This is a genomic window from Nostoc sp. CALU 546 (assembly GCF_048836525.1).
Genome location: NZ_JAWJTF010000002.1, coordinates 46,163 through 63,803 on the forward strand (window position 1 = coordinate 46,163; position 17,641 = coordinate 63,803).

Genomic DNA, 17,641 nt, shown 5'->3' on the forward strand with positions numbered 1-17,641 from the left:
TTACCCCCCTTAATCCCCCCTTGCAAAGGGGGGAAACCGGAAAGTCTTGTTCCCTCCGCGGCATTGCTAGGGATATCAGACAAGAAGCTGCTTGCAAAGGAGGGAAACCGGAAAGTCTTGTTCCCTCCCCTTTACAAGGGGAGGGTTAGGGTGGGGTAAAACCTTGGTTCAATGAACCCAGAAATATACTAGAAGTACAGTACATACCGTCAACGGAACTCCAAAGCGGAGATGCTCCCAAAAAGTTAGCTTGTAACCTAAATCCGCAGCAGCTTCTACAGTAATCAGGTTGGCGACTGCACCAAACAAAGTTAAATTCCCTGCCAATGTTGATCCTGCTGCTAGCAACAACCAAGACTTAGTATCACCTTGAGAAATCAGCGGTTGTAATAAGAGTACAGCCGGAACATTAGAAATCAAGTTAGATAAAACGACAGTTACACCCAGTAAACTCGCAGCAGAGTTTACTGTATGAGTCAATGGCTGGAGCAAATTCAACTTTTGCGTGACTCGCGTCAGGATAAACAATCCAGAAAACATTACCAACAGGTTCCAATCCACCTTTTGCAAAATGCGCTGGGGTTTAACCCGCCGAGTAATTAGCAACAAGCTAGCAGCAACTAAAGCAGACTGCGCTAAGGGTAAGCCGACAGTAAATGCAATTAGCAGCCCAGTTGTGATGACTAATGTTTTATTAAATAAGGGTTTATAAATCCGTTGGTTGGTGGTGGGTAATATTTGGCAAGGTTTGACTGAGCGGACATCTGGGTAAAGTAGCCACAGTAATATCACTTGAATTACCAAGCCAGCTAGGGCAACTGGGGCTAATACACGCAGAAATTCTAGATAGGAGATGCCTGAAAACGAGCCAATCAGGATATTTTGAGGATTACCGCTCAAAGTTGCTACCGATCCGATATTAGTTGCACCTGCGATCGCTAGTAAATAAGGTATCGGATTTAAACCCAAAGCTTGAGTCAAACTCAAGGTTAATGGTGTAAAAACTAGCGCCAGAGTGTCATTGAGAAAAAAGGCAGAGAGAATACCACTGCCAAAAGTTAAAGCAATCAACAAACCTAAAGGAGTGCGAGTGATACTCAATATCACTGATAGCGATCGCCGAAAAAACCCTGCATAAGATAGATTGGCGTTCACTACCATCATGCTCAACAGAAACACGATGGTATTGGCATCAATGGCCTGCCATGCCTCCTGTAAATTTAGAACACCTAAAGCAATTAAAAAGGCAGAACCGACTAAAGCAATGGTGGCGCGGTTCATCCGTAAACCAGGAATGTAGCCCAATGCTAACCCCAGGTAAGTTAGCCCTAAGACGCTGTATATTGCAAATTGGAGAAAAATCACTTTCTTTACCGAGACTTTGCGACGAACGATGGTTTCTTGAAGAAGAATTCAGAAGTCAAAATGGGCTAAACGCCCCGCTATCGCTAACAGGAGTCAGAATGAATCAGTGGGGGATTCAGGCCCACCACTGTCTTGTTGACCACTAAATCTTTGATCTAGTGGGGGTTTTAAACCCCTGGATTCAGACGCGACGCTATCGCGGACTCGCTAACGCTGCGCTATCCACCAGTCGCACAAAATTCATTCTGAATTCTGGCTCCTGACTCCTGAATTCTGTTTCATAAATATCCGCTCTGCATCTACTGAGAAAACCAACCCACCTGGCTTTCAGCCGCAGTCGTATCTACAGACTTCTCTCTATTCAGCCAGCAATAAACAGTATGTACTTACGTGAGAAAGTGGGAACACGGAGGGGAAAAATGCCTTCTAGGATATTACTGATGTTTATACTTATAAAAAATTATTTTATCAATAGCTTATATTAAGGATTGTAAATGTTACACTAAAACCTATCCAATGATGGATGTCTTTATTAAAATTTAAACTGTGTCAAGTTATGAACAAGATCGTAATATTACACTACCGATCCCCAGAAAATTGCGATTAACTTGACGTAGTAATAAATTAGGTTCTGACTTAAGTGGCTAATCAGGTATTACATTATATCGCAGTCAGAACGCGATTTTTCCGGGAAAGTTCGTTGCCACGTTGTATATATTCATCAAAAAGGTGAATAGCCTCAATAATACAGAGGGTTAATCATGAAGGTATTCGACAATACCACAAAAAGAATTTTTCTGGCTAGCTGGGTATCAATCAATCAAGCAGAGACTAGTGATCATAAAGGAACCCAGCTAAACCGTTCTATTTCCAAGCCTCACTGGGATATTCTCCAACCCTTACGGCAGCGTGTAGAAAATATTCAAGTCCGCGATCGCCAATTAGCTCACCGCTTGTGCAAACTGATTCCATCTCAGTGCCCCTTTGAGCGTGATGTCAAAGTATTTGGGAAAACCCTGTTTCACATTCCGCCCATGTGCAAGCTCAATCCCTTATATGACGAAGTGGTTGGTTTACGTTTCCGAGCGCTGTGCTATCTAGCCGATGAATGCGGCGAAGATGTATCGCAGTACTGTTGAGTGTTGAATGCTGAGTCAAGAGTGAGTAGTTAGGAGTAATAGGTCGGGGATCAATAATATAACTCCTAATTCCTAGCTCCTAACCATTTTTTTACTATTTTTTTACTATTTCTTTTGCCATTTTTGGATGGCATCCTGAGCATCTTCATAAGCAGCTGTCTCTTCTGGCACTAAGGTAGCAGTCTCAATTGCAGCCTTAAGTTCTCCTTGGGCAGCGCGACGCTTGGCCATGTCTAAAATTTTCTCACTCCAGCTATTGATCGATTTTTGGGCGGCATCAAAGCCCGGTTGACCTGCTGGTACTTTCTTCGCAACTTCGATCGCACGATTGTAAGTAGATGCCTGTCCAGATTTAATCAAGGCATTAGCTGCATCTAAAAGAGTTTTGTTACTGACATACTGCTTGCCCTCTAACCGCCACAGGTTTATTGCTGCTTGTGCTTTGGCGTAGGGGGCTTCGTCTTTGGTGATTAATCGAGCGGCTGCAATAGCACTGGCATACTGTCTTTGTTTAGCACGGCCCTCTGCTAAATCTAAAATCATCTGGCTCCAAATCTTAATATTCTCCTGAGCTTGTTCGTACAGTGGTTCACCGGGTTTTATTTTCCGGGCTGTAGCGATCGCCATGCTCAAATCGCTAGCCTGAGTTTGTCTGAGCGACATTTTCGCCAAGTCTAATACTGCTTGATTCCGCTTTTTCGACTGGGAACTAGAGGCTATTTGGGCGCTAGATTGGTTGTTGAGTCTAACTGGTGGAGTGCTATCACTTGGTAAATTCTCGATAACCTGAGAGTTACTAGCAGTAGCATTGGGTGATGTGCTTGATATTTGCTTAATTCTAAAAGTTTCTTGATTACGCAAAAAAACTACGGCAATTAAACCTGCTACCAGCAAGCTGCCTCCGCCCCACAGGATAAACTGTTTCCAAAAAGGGATGCTTGGCTGATTCGATGGCAATCGAGAGACGTAACCTTTGGAGGAATTGGGAATAAATCTTCCTCTCGGATTCGCTCCTAAAGAAGTTTCCGGCATTGGCTGCGAAACTAAGCCGCTAGCTGACCCTTGGACTTGTTTACCCTTGGACTTCTCAACCTTCACCTGTTGGGATGAACTCACAGTAGCTTCTCCCCATCTGCCACGTTCTGCTGAAGTTTTAGGGTAATCGTCAAGGGGAGGAGCCGCACGAGCGATCGCAAAAGATTCTTCAGGATAAATCACCGCTTCTGGTTGAAAGTGACTTTCCATTGCCAATTGTGGCAAAATTACTTGCTGCCTTGATGGGATGATCGTGGCAGGATTTTGGACAGGACGCCAATGGTGATGACATAGTTTTGGCATGAGCAAGCTTAGGTAGCTTTCTAAATCTGCCAAGTTGCTGCCATTGCCAGAACGCAAAGCTTCTAACAAAGCTGCTGTAAAGAATCCGTGACCTAATTCGCTACTCTCATGGGAAAATTGCTCTGGTTGGCAAGAAAGAATTGTCGCCAGTTGTAATTCTTGAGCTAATTCTATGGTTTCTTCACCAACGGGAGCATCCGCTTGAGTGCCAAAAGCGCGGTTGATATCGAGTAGTAGCAATACATTTAGATCAGTAAGTTGCAGACTTTGCATTAGCGATCGCAATTCTATGCCAGTCTCTTCCACGAGTTCCGGGTTACCTTCCACTGGCATTAAGTAATCTTTACCCTTGTAGTTGACTCCATAACCGCTAAAGAATAACCACAGATAGTCTTCCGGTTGCCAACTTGTCGCTGCAAAATCCTCAAGCAGCAGCAGAATGTTCTCCTTGGTTGGATAAGTTGATCTATCGCCAATTGGCGGCGAGGTATCTGTCATGACTAGACAGTGTTCAGGGAGAAAACCTGCTTCTGTCACCAAAAAATCATCTAGTGCCTCAGCATCAGCTTGGGCACAACTTAAAGGTTGAAATAACTGATATTGATTGATGCCAATTGCGATCGCCCAGTAATTTGCCATCCCGCTCTTTGTCAGTTATCGTTTGCTGGTCTTAAAATTGCGGTTGGCTTTGCCAAAATAACAAAGCTAACCTGTGTCTTATAGTCTAGGTGATTCTGATCGAATCTTAAGTTAGAATGTAATTTTTATTACGTTATTCAACCGGAAAATACCTTTTACCTAATTTCAATAAAAGATCATTACTAAGGAGATAGAAGGTCATGAGCAGAAATCTTGCTCACCTACCATCATCGATCACTCCCTTTTCAGTTATTAGCCAAATTGCCAGAAGAATCCGGATAGTTCCTTTAGTAGTTTTGCTCATATCTACTGTTCCTGCGTGGTTTTTGACGGAAGCGATCGCCCCCCAGGTTGTGCGAGCTTACACAGCTAGAGTTGATTTAGCTATTGACCGTTTGCCGGAAGAAAACTATGAAACCATTCTGCGGAGGGCGGAAGCGGCTGCGAGGGCAGCGGCTCAAAGGAGCTTCGACCAAGATATCTTGGTGACAGATGTTTCCATAATTGTGTCCGTACAAAATTATGGAGCGATCGCACCAGTCTTGACATTAGAAGTTAGTCGTCCCCAATGGCGATCGCGTCCTGATGCTCAAAATTGGGCAACTTACTTTAAAACTGCGCGATCGCTACTTTTCTTTGAAAATACCTCTAATCCAGTTCCAGCAGCTAGTAGTGTGTCAACCCCAAAATGACGGATTGGGCTAGATACAGAGAGAAGTTCCAAGCCAAGGTTCCTTGATTTGGAACTTCTTAACTTATTCCTGACTCAACTGTTGTCTTTGGCGTCAGTGGATGGCCTAGAATAAGAAGGTTGTCAAGAATCGCGATATCTGCTGACATGGCTGTTCCTAAGAAGAAAACTTCAAAATCAAAACGAGATAAACGTCGAGCTACCTGGAGACACAAAGCTGTCGTTGAAGCTCAGAAAGCCCTCTCTCTGGGCAAGTCGATTTTGACTGGACGTTCGACATTTGTATATCCAACTGCTGAAGAAGAGGAAGAAGAATCATAATTTCCCAGTCAGGAAAAGCATGAACAGCACCGATAGATTTGATTGGTGACTTTGCCAATGAAACTTCTCACTACTGGATAAACGCTTTTTCTTAGCTTTCCTGATTGAATTATGAATCATAAACACTCTACATAAGCTCATTAGAACAAAAAAATTGGTAGTGAGTAATTGGGAACATCCATTACCCATTACCTATCATTCACAAGTAATGATCAAGTCATCCTATAAAATAGGAGTCAGAATTCAGAATTCAGAATACTCTACCCATAAAAAGATAGAGTTTTAAGGCGAGAATATTTTAATTTTTTTCGCCCACTAAACACTCACTTTTCAGCAATATTCGTCACCCACTCGTACAGAACTCATACTGAATTCTGACTCCTGAGTTCTGAATTCTTCTTATAAAAAGTAAAACATCTGGTGCTGTTGGCAACTCCACAAAAAAACTTGTAAATACCTTGAGAAAAATAAGTTTTCTCCAACTATGCTAGGAAAATTTTTTCAGAAACCAGGCAAGGAAGAAAGCGAACGCGTTCCTCCTGGTCAACACTTAGCTAAAGGTTTCCCCGTATTAACTTACGGTGCAACTCCCCAAGTCAGCACTGAGGAATGGGAGTTTAAAGTTTGGGGTTTAGCAAAACCTGCTACCTTTAGTTGGTCAGACTTTATGGCGCTACCTCAACACGAATTCACAGCAGACTTCCACTGTGTAACGCGCTGGTCTAAACTCGATGTCAAATGGACTGGCATTAAAGTTACAGATTTTATGGGTCTGGTTGAGTTAGACCCCAAGGCAGCCTATATTATGGAACACTGCTATGGCGGCTACACTACCAATATTTCTGTAGAAGATTTCATCCGCGAAGAAAACTTCTTTGCCTTTAAAGTTTTTGGTGAAGACCTTTCAACTGAACACGGTGGCCCGATGCGGCTAGTTGTTCCCCACCTCTACGCTTGGAAAAGTGCTAAGTGGATTAATGGTTTAGAATTTTTACCTGGTGAAGAACTTGGTTTTTGGGAGCGCAATGGCTACCATCGCCGTGGTGAACCCTGGGCGGAGGAGCGTTACAGCAACGCTTTTGGGTTTTAGGAGTTCAGAAGGGAATAGGTTACAGGTTATAGGTTACAGTCAAGAAAAACTGTACCCTATCACCTGTACCCTTTAACCTTTTTATCCTAGAAGTTTCTTGATTATTGGCAATTTACCCTGATAAGGAGCGTATCGCCATTTTAAATCTAGCCAGAAGGAGTTTTTCAATACACTTTTCTTATGAGAAAAGGTGTCAAAACTAGCTTTGCCGTGATAGTTGCCAATACCGCTATCTCCCACCCCACCAAATGGTAAAGACGGGACACCAACCTGCATCACTGTGTCGTTAATGCAGACTCCACCGGAAGAAGTTTCCTGCAAAACTCGCTTTTGCAGGTTTTTGTCTTGAGAAAATAAGTATAACGCCAAGGGCTTGGGTCTAGAGTTAATCAAGGCGATCGCTTCTGCAATATCAGTATATTCAATGATGGGTAGAATAGGTCCAAAAATTTCTTCCTGCATTACAGGATCTTCCAAAGAGACATTATCAATCACTGTGGGGGCAATATAACGCTCTGAAGGTTGATTTTCTCCACCAATGATAACTTCACCGTCTTTGAGAAAATTAACCAATCTATCAAAGTGTTTTTCACTGATAATCCTGGCATAATCAGGACTGTTTACAGGATTATCGCCATAAAATTCTTTTAAAGATTTTGCCAGACCATCTATTAAATCTTTTTTGATATTTTTATTAACTAAAAGATAGTCAGGGGCAATACAAGTTTGTCCAGCATTAATAAATTTACCCCAAGTAATTCGTCTGACGGTGTGTTCAAAATTAATGTCAGTATCTACGATACAAGGACTTTTGCCACCCAATTCTAAAGTCACTGGTGTGAGATGTTTTGCCGCTGCTGCCATAATGATTTTGCCGACGGCTGTGCCACCAGTAAAAAAGATATGGTCAAACTTTTCTGCAAGTAGTTTTTGACTTGCTTCCACGCCTCCTTCAACCACTGCAATATAAGCAGGGTCAAAATGTTTGGCAATAATCTTAGCAACAATATCAGACGTATGAGAAGCAATTTCTGAAGGTTTGAGAATTGCACAATTCCCGGCTGCGATCGCACCTATTAACGGTGAGATAATTAACTGAAATGGATAGTTCCAAGGGCCAATAATTAAGACAACTCCTAACGGTTCTGGATAAATTCTCGCTGAGTAGGAAAAAAAGTCCCAAGAAACAGATGCTTTTTTTGGCTTACTCCAGTTTTGAAGATGTTTTATAGCGTAATCAATTTCTTTAATTACACTTATTTCTGTAATATAAGTTTCCACTTGTGGTTTATGTAAATCCGCTTGTAATGCCTCAACTATTGCTTGTTCATGCTCAATTATTGCTTGCTTGAGAGTTTTAAGTTGTTCAATCCGAAAAGTGACATCTTTTGTTTTGCCAGTTTGAAAAAACTCTCGCTGATTCTGGATAATTTCGCCAACGTTAGATAATTCAGTGGTAATCATTTGCTTGTCCGATAAAAAACTGTTTGTTTAATTTGATTGCTGCTAAATAAGCATATTTTTTATTGTTCTATTTTCTAATTGGAATATTTAGCTAAAAGTAAATACTAGTAAGGTTATAAATTATAAATTATCAGGATAAATAACTCTAAAATTCATAATTTATAATTACTAATTTTTTCATGTTTTGCTGGGTAGAAGCACAATAAACACACTACCTTTACCCAACTCAGAATTAAGGAGAATTATGCCTTGATGTGCCTCGACAATTCGACGAGCAAGGTACAATCCTAAGCCACTACCAGAAGTTTTGTGACTGCCTTGGCGAAATCGTTCAAATATGGTGGCTTGTTCTTCAGTGGGAATACCTGGGCCAGTATCCGCTATCTCAATTCTAATGTAGTCACCAGAATTGGATTTTCCAGATAACTGAGATTGACTACTGTTGTCGAACTGGCGTTGAGAAGTAAAACGAATAGTAATAGAGCCAGAGTTGGTAAATTTGATCGCATTGCCTATGAGATTGGTGAATAGACGATGCAGTTCTAAGCGATCGCCCATAACTGTGTTTGACTCTTCAGTAAAATCTAAACTTAGGGACAGTGCTTTGTCTTGGGCTAGAGGTGATAATTCTCCCATTACTTCTTCTAGCAGTTGTCTCAGATTGACTGGTTGAAATGCCAAACTTTTGCGACCTGCTTCAAAGCGATAAACTTCCAGTAAGGTATTGACCATAGAAAGCAGGTTGATATTGCTACGGGCCATGATGGCAATTACTTCCTGCATTTGCGTTGATAATGTTCCCAACGCGCCTTGCTGAAATAGCATCAACATGCGATCGGCGGCTACTAAGGGAGTGCGTAAGTCGTGGGTGAGGCGGGAGACAAAATCTTCTCGCTGACGGGCAATTTCATCACGTTCATCCATACTATGCTTCAAACGCAGGAGCGATCGCACTCGTGCCAGCAATTCGTCTACTGTTACAGGTTTGCGGATAAAATCATCAGCCCCCAAGTCTAATCCGTGGGCGACGTTGGGCGCATCGTGGGCAGTTATCAGCAATATGGGGATGTATTGCGGCAATTTCATCTCACCGCGAATGTGCTTAGTTACTTCGTATCCATCCATACCTGGCATCATCAGATCCAGCAGAACCAAATCACAAGGAGAAGCTTTCAATTCTGCCAAGGCTGAAATACCATTTTCTGCGGTGCTAACTGTGTAACCTTCTTCCTCCAAAATAGTTTTGATCAAAAACACGTTATCAGGAGAGTCATCAACAACCAGAATTTTGTCAGAGCGAGAAGATTGTGAAGTCATAGAGATGCAAAGTACGGGGTAAAAGTAAATTTTTAGGGAAACTGGTTTATTGGTATAGTTTTTTAGATAGTACTTTTAGGTAAACTCCCTCCGAAGAAAAATTGTTTACCAAGAAATTCATATAAATATGTTTTAAAAACTACTTTACTTACCTTTTTAGCAGATAGCCACAAGCTCATTGAATTATGGCTTGTAAATTTCTAGAACTGAATACAGAAGATGGCGGCAAGATTTTAGTTACCAAATGTATCAGTAAGTCGGGTATCGGCTACTAGTAAGCTGTTTAGAAAAAAGTAAAAACTAGCTTCGATTCCGTAAATTGCAATAATATAGCCAAATTCGTCAAAATTTCTGGATATTTATCCGACTATGCCAACTTTGCCAGCAGCTAGCCAAAGCGCTAGATTTTTCATCAGCTACCGCAGCCAAGATCCAGACTTGAGCCTTGCCAAGGATTTTTATAAAGCTATTAAAGCTGCTGGACACGAAGCATTCATGGCAGGCGAGAGTATTCGCTTGGGGGAAAAATGGCCTCAGCGCATTGATGAAGAATTAAAACTGTGTGATTACTTCTTGTTGCTGTTGTCTGAGCGATCGGCAACTAGCGAGATGGTGACAGAAGAGGTGAGACAGGCTAGAGAGTTACGGGATGGCAGCGATCGGCATAAGCCACTGATTTTGCCTATTCGCGTCAACCTTCCTTTGAGTACACCACTGAAGTATGATTTGCAGGGCTATTTACAACGGATTCAGCAGCGAGAGTGGAAGTCGGCTGCTGACACTCACAGAATTTTACAGGAAATTTTTAGTCTAGTGCCAAATGGGAATGTAGAAAGATTGGCAGAGTGCGAGAGTGGGGAATTGGGAGACGAACAATTATTTTCCCCCATTGCCTCATCTGCTCATCCTCCTTTACCAGTGACAGAACCAGTATTCCCTGATGGACAGGTGAATTTAGCTGAAAATTCGTCTGATTTGAACGGTTTGTTAGATCCAGAACTATCCCCAGAACTGGAATTTCCGTTTTTCGATCAAGCTTTTTATTCTAATTGTTACAAAGAAGTGAAGAAGCCAGGGGCATTAATTCGGGTGAAAGCTCCTTTGCAATGGGGCAAAACCTACTTAATAAACCAGATTTTGGATTATGGGATTCAGCAAGGCTATCAAGTAGTGCGAATAGACTTTCAAGAGCCAGAAAAAGAAATATTCAATACTCTAGAACGTTTCTTGCACTGGTTTTGTGGCAGCATAGCTGAAGAATTGAATCTACCGCATAATCTAGCTGAAAACTGGCGAGGTGCGCTGAGTGCTAACAGTAATTGTACCAACTACTTTGAAAGATATCTCTTACTAGCAATCAGCAGTTCCCTGATTTTGGGATTGGATAACGTTGATATACTTTTTTCTCATCAAGCGATTGCTTGTGACTTTCTTCCTTTGTTGCGAACTTGGCATGAGAAAGCCCATACTAGACCTATTTGGAAAAAACTACAGTTAGTAATTGCCTATTCTAAAGAAGATTACATTTCTACAGATAGGAATAAATCACCGTTCAACGTGGGCAAATCTATTGACATACCTCAGTTAAATCAAGCACAAGTACAAAAATTGGCACAACATCTTAAACTTCATTGGAATGAAGAACAAACGACTCAATTGATGGACATGGTGGGTGGGCATCCTTGGTTGGTAAAGAAAGCACTGCATGAAATGACAAGATGCGGATTGACGTTAATCGAGCTATTGCAAATTGCGCCTACAGAAGCAGGCTTATACGGCGATCATTTGCGCCTTCATTGGTTAATTTTGCAGGAACATCAACTATTAGAAACCATGAAGCAAGTAGTAGCCACAAATACTGCTGTCCTGATAGATCGAGTCAAAGCATCTAAGTTACAGCATATGGGACTAGTAAAATATACTCATAATAATTCTGTTCAGCCGTTATGTGATTTGTATCGCCTGTATTTTCGTGATCGCTTGGGGATGTAGTATTAATGTCAAATTCGCTAAATCCCCTGCCAAACTACGAATACCAAGTTGGGGGTACTTTACCTTCAGATTCCCCTACCTACGTTAAGCGGCAGGCAGATGACAACTTATACAAAAAGTTGAGGGCGGGTGAATTTTGTTATGTCCTGAACTCGCGGCAGATGGGTAAATCGAGTTTGCGGGTAAGAACCATGCAAAGGTTGCAGGAAGAGGGGATTGATTGTGCTGAAATTGATATTACCGCCATCGGCACTCAGGATGTCACCCCCGATCAATGGTATGCAGGTGTAATTGACAGCCTGGTTAGGAGTCTAAAACTAAACGATAATTTTGATTTAGAAAACTGGTGGAAGGCGCAAAAATTACTACCTCCATTGCGGCGATTGGGGAAGTTCCTTGAAGAGGAGATGCTAACCTCTATTCATAAAAAAATTGTCATTTTTGTAGATGAAATTGATAGCGTTCTCAGCCTCAGTTTTTCAACTGAGGATTTTTTCACTTTGATTCGAGCCTGTTATAACCAACGTGCTGATAAACCAGAATATAAACGCCTCACATTTTGTCTATTAGGGGTAGCAACTCCCTCTGATTTGATTCAAGATAGACAGCGTACACCTTTTAATATTGGTCAAGCAATTGAACTCAAAGGTTTTGATCTAGATGAAGCCAAGCCTTTAGCTAAGGGATTAGTAGGTAAAGTCAGTAATCCCCAAGAAAAGCTAAAAGAGGTTTTGGAATGGACTGGTGGACAACCTTTTCTTACTCAAAAGCTTTGTCAATTTATTTTAGATGATGAGCAAAGATTGTCTGTAGAGGAATTAGTGCGATCACGTATTATACAAAATTGGCAATTTCAGGATGATCCGGAACATTTGAGGACAATAAGCAATCGGTTTGTCATCAATAAATATGCGGAGCCATTGCTAGGACTATATCAGCAAATTTTAAAAAATGGAGAAATTGGAGAAGATAATAATAGTATCGAACAAATGGAATTACGACTGTCAGGATTGGTCGTTAAGCAAAATGGAAAGTTAAGAGTTTATAACCGTATTTATGAGTTTGTTTTTGATCATAAATGGATTAATGAGACTTTAACGAATTTATGTCCCTATACGAAGGAACTAGCAGCATGGCTAAATTCTAATCGTCAGGATAAATCACAGTTGTTACGTGGACGTAAATTACAAGAGGCTCAAAAATGGCAAAAAGGTAAAGAATTGCTTGTTGGTGATTATCAATTTTTAAATACTAGTCAAGAAATGGCAATACGAAGTCAGCAGCATTCTTTTATTTTGCTGGCTCCACTACTGGTAATGATTCCAGTAGTAGTATTGCAATCTTTGAACACCATTAATACATATATTAAAAGTCAAGCAAATCAAATATTGTTTGAGCAGCCATTTGAGCAATCATTTAGTCAAGGTGAGCGTACTTTGTTTGGTGGAAGTGAAAATCCAAGTCGCGCTCAGGCTTTTAACGCTTTTCAAAACAAGAGTTATACCCAAGCTGTTGAGTATTTTCAAAGAGCTAGGCAAGCCTTTCCTTATGACCCGGAGTTGCGAATTTATTACAACAATGCCAAAGCATATCAAAAAGGCAATCCACTCACTCTGGCAGTGGTTTTACCAGATACTAATAAAGAAACGGATATTTCTAAAGAACTATTGCGAGGAGTTGCACAGGCACAAGATAATTTTAACAGTTCAGGTGGAGTTAATAAGCGATTGTTAAATATAGTAATTGCAAATGATGGCAGCGATCAAACTCAAGCTCAAAAAGTTGCTAGAGAGCTAATTAAAAATCAAAATATTTTAGGAGTTATTGGACACTATACTAGTCCAAATAGTCAAGCGGCACTACCTCAGTATGAAAGCGCTGGTATAGCAATGATATCTTCAGGAAGTACAAGTACCTCACTAAATAGCAGAGTATTTTTTAGAACAGTACTTTCTACTGAAGTAAATGCTGGTGAGTTAGCAGATTATGCTAGGAATCAGGGCTATAAAAGAGTAGTAATTTTCTACAATCCTGATGATATTTATAGTAATAACATAAAGGAAGAGTTTGGAAATTTATTTAAATATAAGAATGGGGAAATTATAGATACTCATAATTTGGCTGATCCTTCACTGGATACATCTACCGAAATTTCAAAAATTAATAAAAAAAATGCAGATGCAATTGTTCTGTTTCCGAATACAGAGTTAACTTCTGTGGCACTTGCAATTGCCCGCGCTCAGGGAAGCAAAAAATTGCCTCTGCTAGGAGGAAATGCTTTGTATAATCAAGACACTTTGAAATCAGGTGGAGAAGCTTTTGAAGGTTTAGTTATATCTGTAGATTGGTTTGCAGAAGAGCAAAACTCAAAATATTTTGCAGATAAAGCTAGGAAAGCATGGGGAGGACAGATTAGCTGGCGCACAGCTACAGCTTATGATGCAACTCAGGTTTTTATTGGAGCTATATCTATGTCTAACAATCCCTCTCGCCAGAGTGTTTTGCAAAATCTCAAATCTATTAATCTTTCATCGAGCGAAACTTCAGGATATCCATTGCATTTTGATGATAGAGGCGATCGTCAACAACAACCTGTTCTTGTAAAAGTAGTTAAAGGTAGCGACGGTCTGTTTAAATTTGAACAAGTTAAGTAGCAAAGAAATTTATCGTATCTGCGAAATAAATGCGATCGCTCATTCTCTAGACGTGAGACTATCTAAAACTTGCTGAAATTCTGCTGTGGAAGGAATTGCGATCGCACTTTTGAAAAGCATTTTTAGCACAGATGGTTCTTCTATCCCATTGATAACTTCGATAATAGAGCTTGGCACTTCTCCAAACCGCGTTTCTAGAACTGTAATAATGCTTTCTCTAGCAGTTTCAACAATTCCTTCTTCTTTTGCTAGCCTTTCAATACTAGTTACGTACCGCATTCTATCTGCCTCCTCGTAACTTCTTACTTCTGTTTTAAGAGGATGTTTTAAAAGTGGGGGGCAATTGTAAGAAAGCTCACAAGGCTTAAGCTGAAATTATAAGCATCAGCACCTTGTGAGCAAATGACTAAAGCATATCGTAGTAACCTGAGTTGGGAACAGTGGGAATTGATTGAAAAAGAGTTTCCCTTACCGAAAGCAGGGGGTCGGCCTCGTAGGATAGCTATATACACCGTTGTCAATGCTATTCTCTACGTACTTTGTGAAGGATGTACTTGGAGAGGATTACCAGGGGATTTTCCTGCATGGTCTACTGTTTATGGTTATTTTTGGAGATGGAGCCAAGATGGAACTTGGTTAAAAATTCACGACAAATTATACCAATGGACTCGCGTGGCAGCAGGACGTGAACCTAGCCCGTCAGAAGCAGCAGTCGATAGTCAATCGGTGGAAACAGCAACCATGATATCCCAAGAGGTAGGTTATGATGCAGGCAAAAAAATACACGGTCGGAAACGACATCTGAGTGTAGATTTACTAGGACTAGTTTTACGAGTGTTAGTTACCTCTGCAAGCCTTCCAGAGCGCCAAGGAGCTAAACAAGTCCTCAAACGAGTTCATGATACGGGAAATCAGGTAAAGCGGTTGCACACTATTTGGATGGATGGAGGATACCGAGGCGAAGAATTTATGCGTTGGGTGATGGATATGTTTCGCTGGATTGTGGAAATTGTGCTTCGACCCTTGGAAAAGAAAGGTTTTGTCCATTTACCAAAGCGCTGGGTTGTTGAGCGAACTTTTGGTTGGCTTAACTGGTGTCGGCGTTTAAGTAAAGATTATGAACGACTACCAGAAACCTCTGAGACTTTTATTTACATTGCGATGATCCGGATTATGGTCAGGCGACTGGCATAATTTTTGACTCGCTTCGACTTTTAAAACATCCTCTAAAACTAAGTGCCAACTCTTTTGGCAAAACCATTATCCAGTCAATAAACCGAAATAGTTCCCGAATATCTTCCCGGCTATATCCCCGTTCATACAGCCGTCTGACTAGGCTTAGTTTCCACTGTAGCCGATTTTGTGGGTTTCGTTGCGTTGCCTTGGTCTTGAGATGCGCCATCACAATTACACCAAAGGGGTTGGTTGTTTGCTCTAGGGTTTCCCACCTTTGCTCATAGTCCAACAGTTTCGCCACAGGAAACTCTAAGCTGACGCGACATCCGCCCAGTTGATAGCTGTAGCCGGAAGGTCGCCAATTTGTTTGTTCATCTGCTAACACTGCTAAACTAATGACTCGCTTTTTATGACGGTCAAATAAGCGGTAATTATATGTGTACATCCGTTCGGCAAATTGGCTGTCATATTGCCCTTGGACTTCCACATGAACCAATACCCAAGCTTCCTCTCCATCTAGTAGCCAAACTTTTGCGACTTTATCGACCAAACGCCGTCCAATTTCTGCATCCGGTTCTAGCTGTTGCAGTTCTGTGTCCAGAAATTCATAAGGTCGCGTCCAGTCAATTTCGGCATAAGCTTGGGTGAAAAAGAATTCCAGAAAGCGGGGAAAATATAGCTCAATGACTTCTTTCCAAGGACTATCGTAATCAGTAAGTTGCTCGGTCATGAATTAAAACAAAAAGTACCTCTGTGCCATTGGTAAAACTGTCGCAGGTTCACAAATCAGCAACTCACCATCTGCCCTAACTTGGTATGTTTCTGGATCGACTTCAATGTGGGGTAGTGCATCATTCAGCTTCATATCCCGCTTACTCAATTGGCGTGTTCCAGAAACGGCAACTGCTGACTTTTGTAAACCTAGCTGGCTGGGAATTTCTTTTTCTAAAGCTGCTTGGGAAACAAAAGTTAATGATGTGGCATGACGCGCCCCTGCAAAACTACCAAACATCGATCGCATATACACTGGTTGAGGTGTAGGAATACTGGCGTTAGCATCGCCCATTTGCGCCCATGCAATCATTCCGCCTTTAATAACTATTTCTGGCTTCACGCCAAAAAACGCAGGACGCCACAAACATAAATCTGCTAATTTTCCCTCTTCCACTGAACCCACATATTGAGCAATTCCGTGAGCGATCGCAGGGTTAATTGTATACTTAGCAACATATCTTTTCGCACGAAAATTATCTGCTTTTTGCTCAGTTCCTTCTGGGTTAAGGGTTCCTCGCTGCACCTTCATTTTGTGAGATGTCTGCCAGGTGCGAATTATCACTTCGCCTACCCTTCCCATTGCCTGGGAATCGGAAGAAATCATGCTAAATGCGCCTAAGTCGTGCAAAATATCCTCGGCGGCAATGGTTTCTCGGCGGATGCGAGATTCGGCAAAAGCAACATCTTCAGCGATCGCTGGATCAAGATGATGGCATACCATCAACATATCCAGGTGTTCATCTAAGGTGTTGAGGGTATAAGGACGTGTGGGATTGGTAGAAGATGGTAAAACATTGGCTTGACCGCAAACTTTGATGATATCTGGTGCGTGTCCGCCACCTGCGCCTTCGGTGTGGTAGGTGTGGATGGTACGATTCTTGAAAGCAGCGATCGTATCTTCGACAAATCCGGCTTCGTTCAGGGTATCAGTATGAATCGCTACTTGCACATCATATTCATCGGCAACACTGAGGCAAGTATCAATTGCTGCGGGTGTGGTTCCCCAATCTTCATGAAGTTTTAACCCCATTGCACCAGCATTTACTTGTTCTACAAGTCCTTGGGGTTTGCTGGCGTTACCTTTGCCCATAAACCCTAAGTTGACGGGAAAAGCATCAGCAGCTTGCAGCATCCGGTAAATATTCCAAGGGCCTGGGGTGCAGGTAGTGGCATTTGTACCTGTAGCTGGGCCAGTACCGCCGCCGAGCATGGTGGTAATCCCGGAAGCGATCGCAACTTCAATCTGTTGGGGGCAAATAAAATGAATATGGGCATCAATACCGCCAGTAGTGAGAATCATTCCTTCACCGGCTAAGGCTTCAGTTCCGGGGCCAATAATAATATCTACATTGTCTTGAATATAAGGATTCCCAGCTTTACCAATTTTGAAAATCTTGCCATCTTTAATGCCGATATCTGCTTTGACAATACCCCACCAATCGAGAATTAAGGCATTGGTAATTACTAAATCTACAGCACCATCGGCGTTAGAAATGGGGGATTGTCCCATTCCATCTCTGATGACTTTACCGCCGCCGAATTTCACTTCGTCGCCGTAGGTGGTGAAATCTTGTTCAACTTCAATAAATAATTCTGTATCTGCAAGTCGGATGCGATCGCCTACTGTTGGCCCGTAGGTTTCGGCATAAGCGCGGCGATCCATTCTGTAACTCATAACTGT

14 protein-coding genes are annotated in these 17,641 nt (G+C 41.7%); 7 read left to right on the forward strand and 7 right to left on the reverse strand.

What is annotated here, in order from left to right:
- Positions 1-168 precede the first annotated feature (168 nt).
- Entirely contained in the window at positions 169-1,365 is a 1,197-nt protein-coding gene (locus tag RRG12_RS01305) for an anion transporter (protein ID WP_069071427.1), read from the reverse strand.
- Positions 1,366-2,126: 761 nt separating this feature from the next.
- Between RRG12_RS01305 and RRG12_RS01310 the strand changes: the two genes are divergently transcribed.
- On the forward strand, positions 2,127-2,504 hold the full coding sequence (locus tag RRG12_RS01310; RefSeq protein WP_069071428.1) for a Mo-dependent nitrogenase C-terminal domain-containing protein: 378 nt from the start codon (positions 2,127-2,129) through the stop codon (positions 2,502-2,504).
- 105 nt (positions 2,505-2,609) lie between these two features.
- Here the strand turns inward: RRG12_RS01310 and RRG12_RS01315 are convergent, their stop codons facing one another.
- Positions 2,610-4,481 (reverse strand): caspase family protein, encoded by a 1,872-nt coding sequence (locus RRG12_RS01315; protein ID WP_420758067.1) that lies wholly within the window; start codon positions 4,479-4,481, stop codon positions 2,610-2,612.
- 200 nt (positions 4,482-4,681) lie between these two features.
- Between RRG12_RS01315 and RRG12_RS01320 the strand changes: the two genes are divergently transcribed.
- The 3 genes from RRG12_RS01320 (at position 4,682) to RRG12_RS01330 (ending at position 6,583) form a co-directional block, all read left to right on the forward strand.
- Positions 4,682-5,173, forward strand: coding sequence for a hypothetical protein (locus RRG12_RS01320; RefSeq protein ID WP_420758068.1), 492 nt, complete (start codon positions 4,682-4,684; stop codon positions 5,171-5,173).
- A gap of 146 nt (positions 5,174-5,319) precedes the next feature.
- The gene (gene rpmF, locus RRG12_RS01325) at positions 5,320-5,493 is read left to right on the forward strand and encodes a 50S ribosomal protein L32 (protein WP_012407602.1); all 174 of its coding nucleotides are present in this window, start codon (positions 5,320-5,322) and stop codon (positions 5,491-5,493) included.
- A gap of 484 nt (positions 5,494-5,977) precedes the next feature.
- Positions 5,978-6,583 carry a sulfite oxidase-like oxidoreductase gene (locus RRG12_RS01330; protein WP_069071431.1) on the forward strand — a complete coding sequence of 202 codons (606 nt, stop codon included), beginning with the start codon at positions 5,978-5,980 and terminating at the stop codon, positions 6,581-6,583.
- 81 nt (positions 6,584-6,664) lie between these two features.
- On the opposite strand, the gene RRG12_RS01335 is transcribed toward RRG12_RS01330, so the two are convergent.
- Positions 6,665-8,047, reverse strand: coding sequence for an aldehyde dehydrogenase (locus RRG12_RS01335; protein WP_420758069.1), 1,383 nt, complete (start codon positions 8,045-8,047; stop codon positions 6,665-6,667).
- 177 nt (positions 8,048-8,224) lie between these two features.
- The gene (locus tag RRG12_RS01340) at positions 8,225-9,364 is read right to left on the reverse strand and encodes a hybrid sensor histidine kinase/response regulator (protein WP_069071433.1); all 1,140 of its coding nucleotides are present in this window, start codon (positions 9,362-9,364) and stop codon (positions 8,225-8,227) included.
- Positions 9,365-9,733: 369 nt separating this feature from the next.
- Here RRG12_RS01340 and RRG12_RS01345 point away from each other — a divergent pair, with 369 nt between their 5' ends.
- Positions 9,734-11,356 carry an AAA-like domain-containing protein gene (locus tag RRG12_RS01345; RefSeq protein WP_420758070.1) on the forward strand — a complete coding sequence of 541 codons (1,623 nt, stop codon included), beginning with the start codon at positions 9,734-9,736 and terminating at the stop codon, positions 11,354-11,356.
- Between the two features lie 5 nt (positions 11,357-11,361).
- Positions 11,362-14,010 (forward strand): ABC transporter substrate-binding protein, encoded by a 2,649-nt coding sequence (locus RRG12_RS01350; protein WP_420758071.1) that lies wholly within the window; start codon positions 11,362-11,364, stop codon positions 14,008-14,010.
- Positions 14,011-14,049: 39 nt separating this feature from the next.
- Here the strand turns inward: RRG12_RS01350 and RRG12_RS01355 are convergent, their stop codons facing one another.
- Positions 14,050-14,289, reverse strand: a complete 240-nt coding sequence (locus tag RRG12_RS01355; RefSeq protein WP_420758072.1) for a hypothetical protein — start codon at positions 14,287-14,289, stop codon at positions 14,050-14,052.
- Between the two features lie 123 nt (positions 14,290-14,412).
- On the opposite strand from RRG12_RS01355, the gene RRG12_RS01360 reads away from it, so the two are divergent.
- Entirely contained in the window at positions 14,413-15,204 is a 792-nt protein-coding gene (locus tag RRG12_RS01360; protein WP_069074889.1) for an IS5 family transposase, read from the forward strand.
- Here the strand turns inward: RRG12_RS01360 and RRG12_RS01365 are convergent.
- Both RRG12_RS01365 and ureC read right to left on the reverse strand, forming a co-directional pair.
- Complete coding sequence (locus tag RRG12_RS01365) at positions 15,188-15,916, reverse strand: transposase (protein WP_420758073.1); 729 nt, start codon at positions 15,914-15,916, stop codon at positions 15,188-15,190. The two genes, RRG12_RS01360 and RRG12_RS01365, sit on opposite strands and share 17 nt — an antisense overlap.
- A 3-nt stretch (positions 15,917-15,919) precedes the next feature.
- On the reverse strand, positions 15,920-17,635 hold the full coding sequence (gene ureC, locus RRG12_RS01370) for an urease subunit alpha (protein WP_420758074.1): 1,716 nt from the start codon (positions 17,633-17,635) through the stop codon (positions 15,920-15,922).
- Between the last annotated feature and the right edge of the window lie 6 nt (positions 17,636-17,641).

What these genes read in the sequence shown, in the direction of transcription:
- RRG12_RS01310 (WP_069071428.1), top strand. Translation starts at nt 2,127, where the DNA reads ATGAAGGTATTCGACAATACCACAAAAAGAATTTTTCTGGCTAGCTGG.
- RRG12_RS01315 (WP_420758067.1), bottom strand. Translation starts at nt 4,481, where the DNA reads ATGGCAAATTACTGGGCGATCGCAATTGGCATCAATCAATATCAGTTA.
- RRG12_RS01320 (WP_420758068.1), top strand. Translation starts at nt 4,682, where the DNA reads ATGAGCAGAAATCTTGCTCACCTACCATCATCGATCACTCCCTTTTCA.
- rpmF (WP_012407602.1), top strand. Translation starts at nt 5,320, where the DNA reads ATGGCTGTTCCTAAGAAGAAAACTTCAAAATCAAAACGAGATAAACGT.
- RRG12_RS01330 (WP_069071431.1), top strand. Translation starts at nt 5,978, where the DNA reads ATGCTAGGAAAATTTTTTCAGAAACCAGGCAAGGAAGAAAGCGAACGC.
- RRG12_RS01335 (WP_420758069.1), bottom strand. Translation starts at nt 8,047, where the DNA reads ATGATTACCACTGAATTATCTAACGTTGGCGAAATTATCCAGAATCAG.
- RRG12_RS01340 (WP_069071433.1), bottom strand. Translation starts at nt 9,364, where the DNA reads ATGACTTCACAATCTTCTCGCTCTGACAAAATTCTGGTTGTTGATGAC.
- RRG12_RS01345 (WP_420758070.1), top strand. Translation starts at nt 9,734, where the DNA reads ATGCCAACTTTGCCAGCAGCTAGCCAAAGCGCTAGATTTTTCATCAGC.
- RRG12_RS01350 (WP_420758071.1), top strand. Translation starts at nt 11,362, where the DNA reads ATGTCAAATTCGCTAAATCCCCTGCCAAACTACGAATACCAAGTTGGG.
- RRG12_RS01355 (WP_420758072.1), bottom strand. Translation starts at nt 14,289, where the DNA reads ATGCGGTACGTAACTAGTATTGAAAGGCTAGCAAAAGAAGAAGGAATT.
- RRG12_RS01360 (WP_069074889.1), top strand. Translation starts at nt 14,413, where the DNA reads ATGACTAAAGCATATCGTAGTAACCTGAGTTGGGAACAGTGGGAATTG.
- RRG12_RS01365 (WP_420758073.1), bottom strand. Translation starts at nt 15,916, where the DNA reads ATGACCGAGCAACTTACTGATTACGATAGTCCTTGGAAAGAAGTCATT.
- ureC (WP_420758074.1), bottom strand. Translation starts at nt 17,635, where the DNA reads ATGAGTTACAGAATGGATCGCCGCGCTTATGCCGAAACCTACGGGCCA.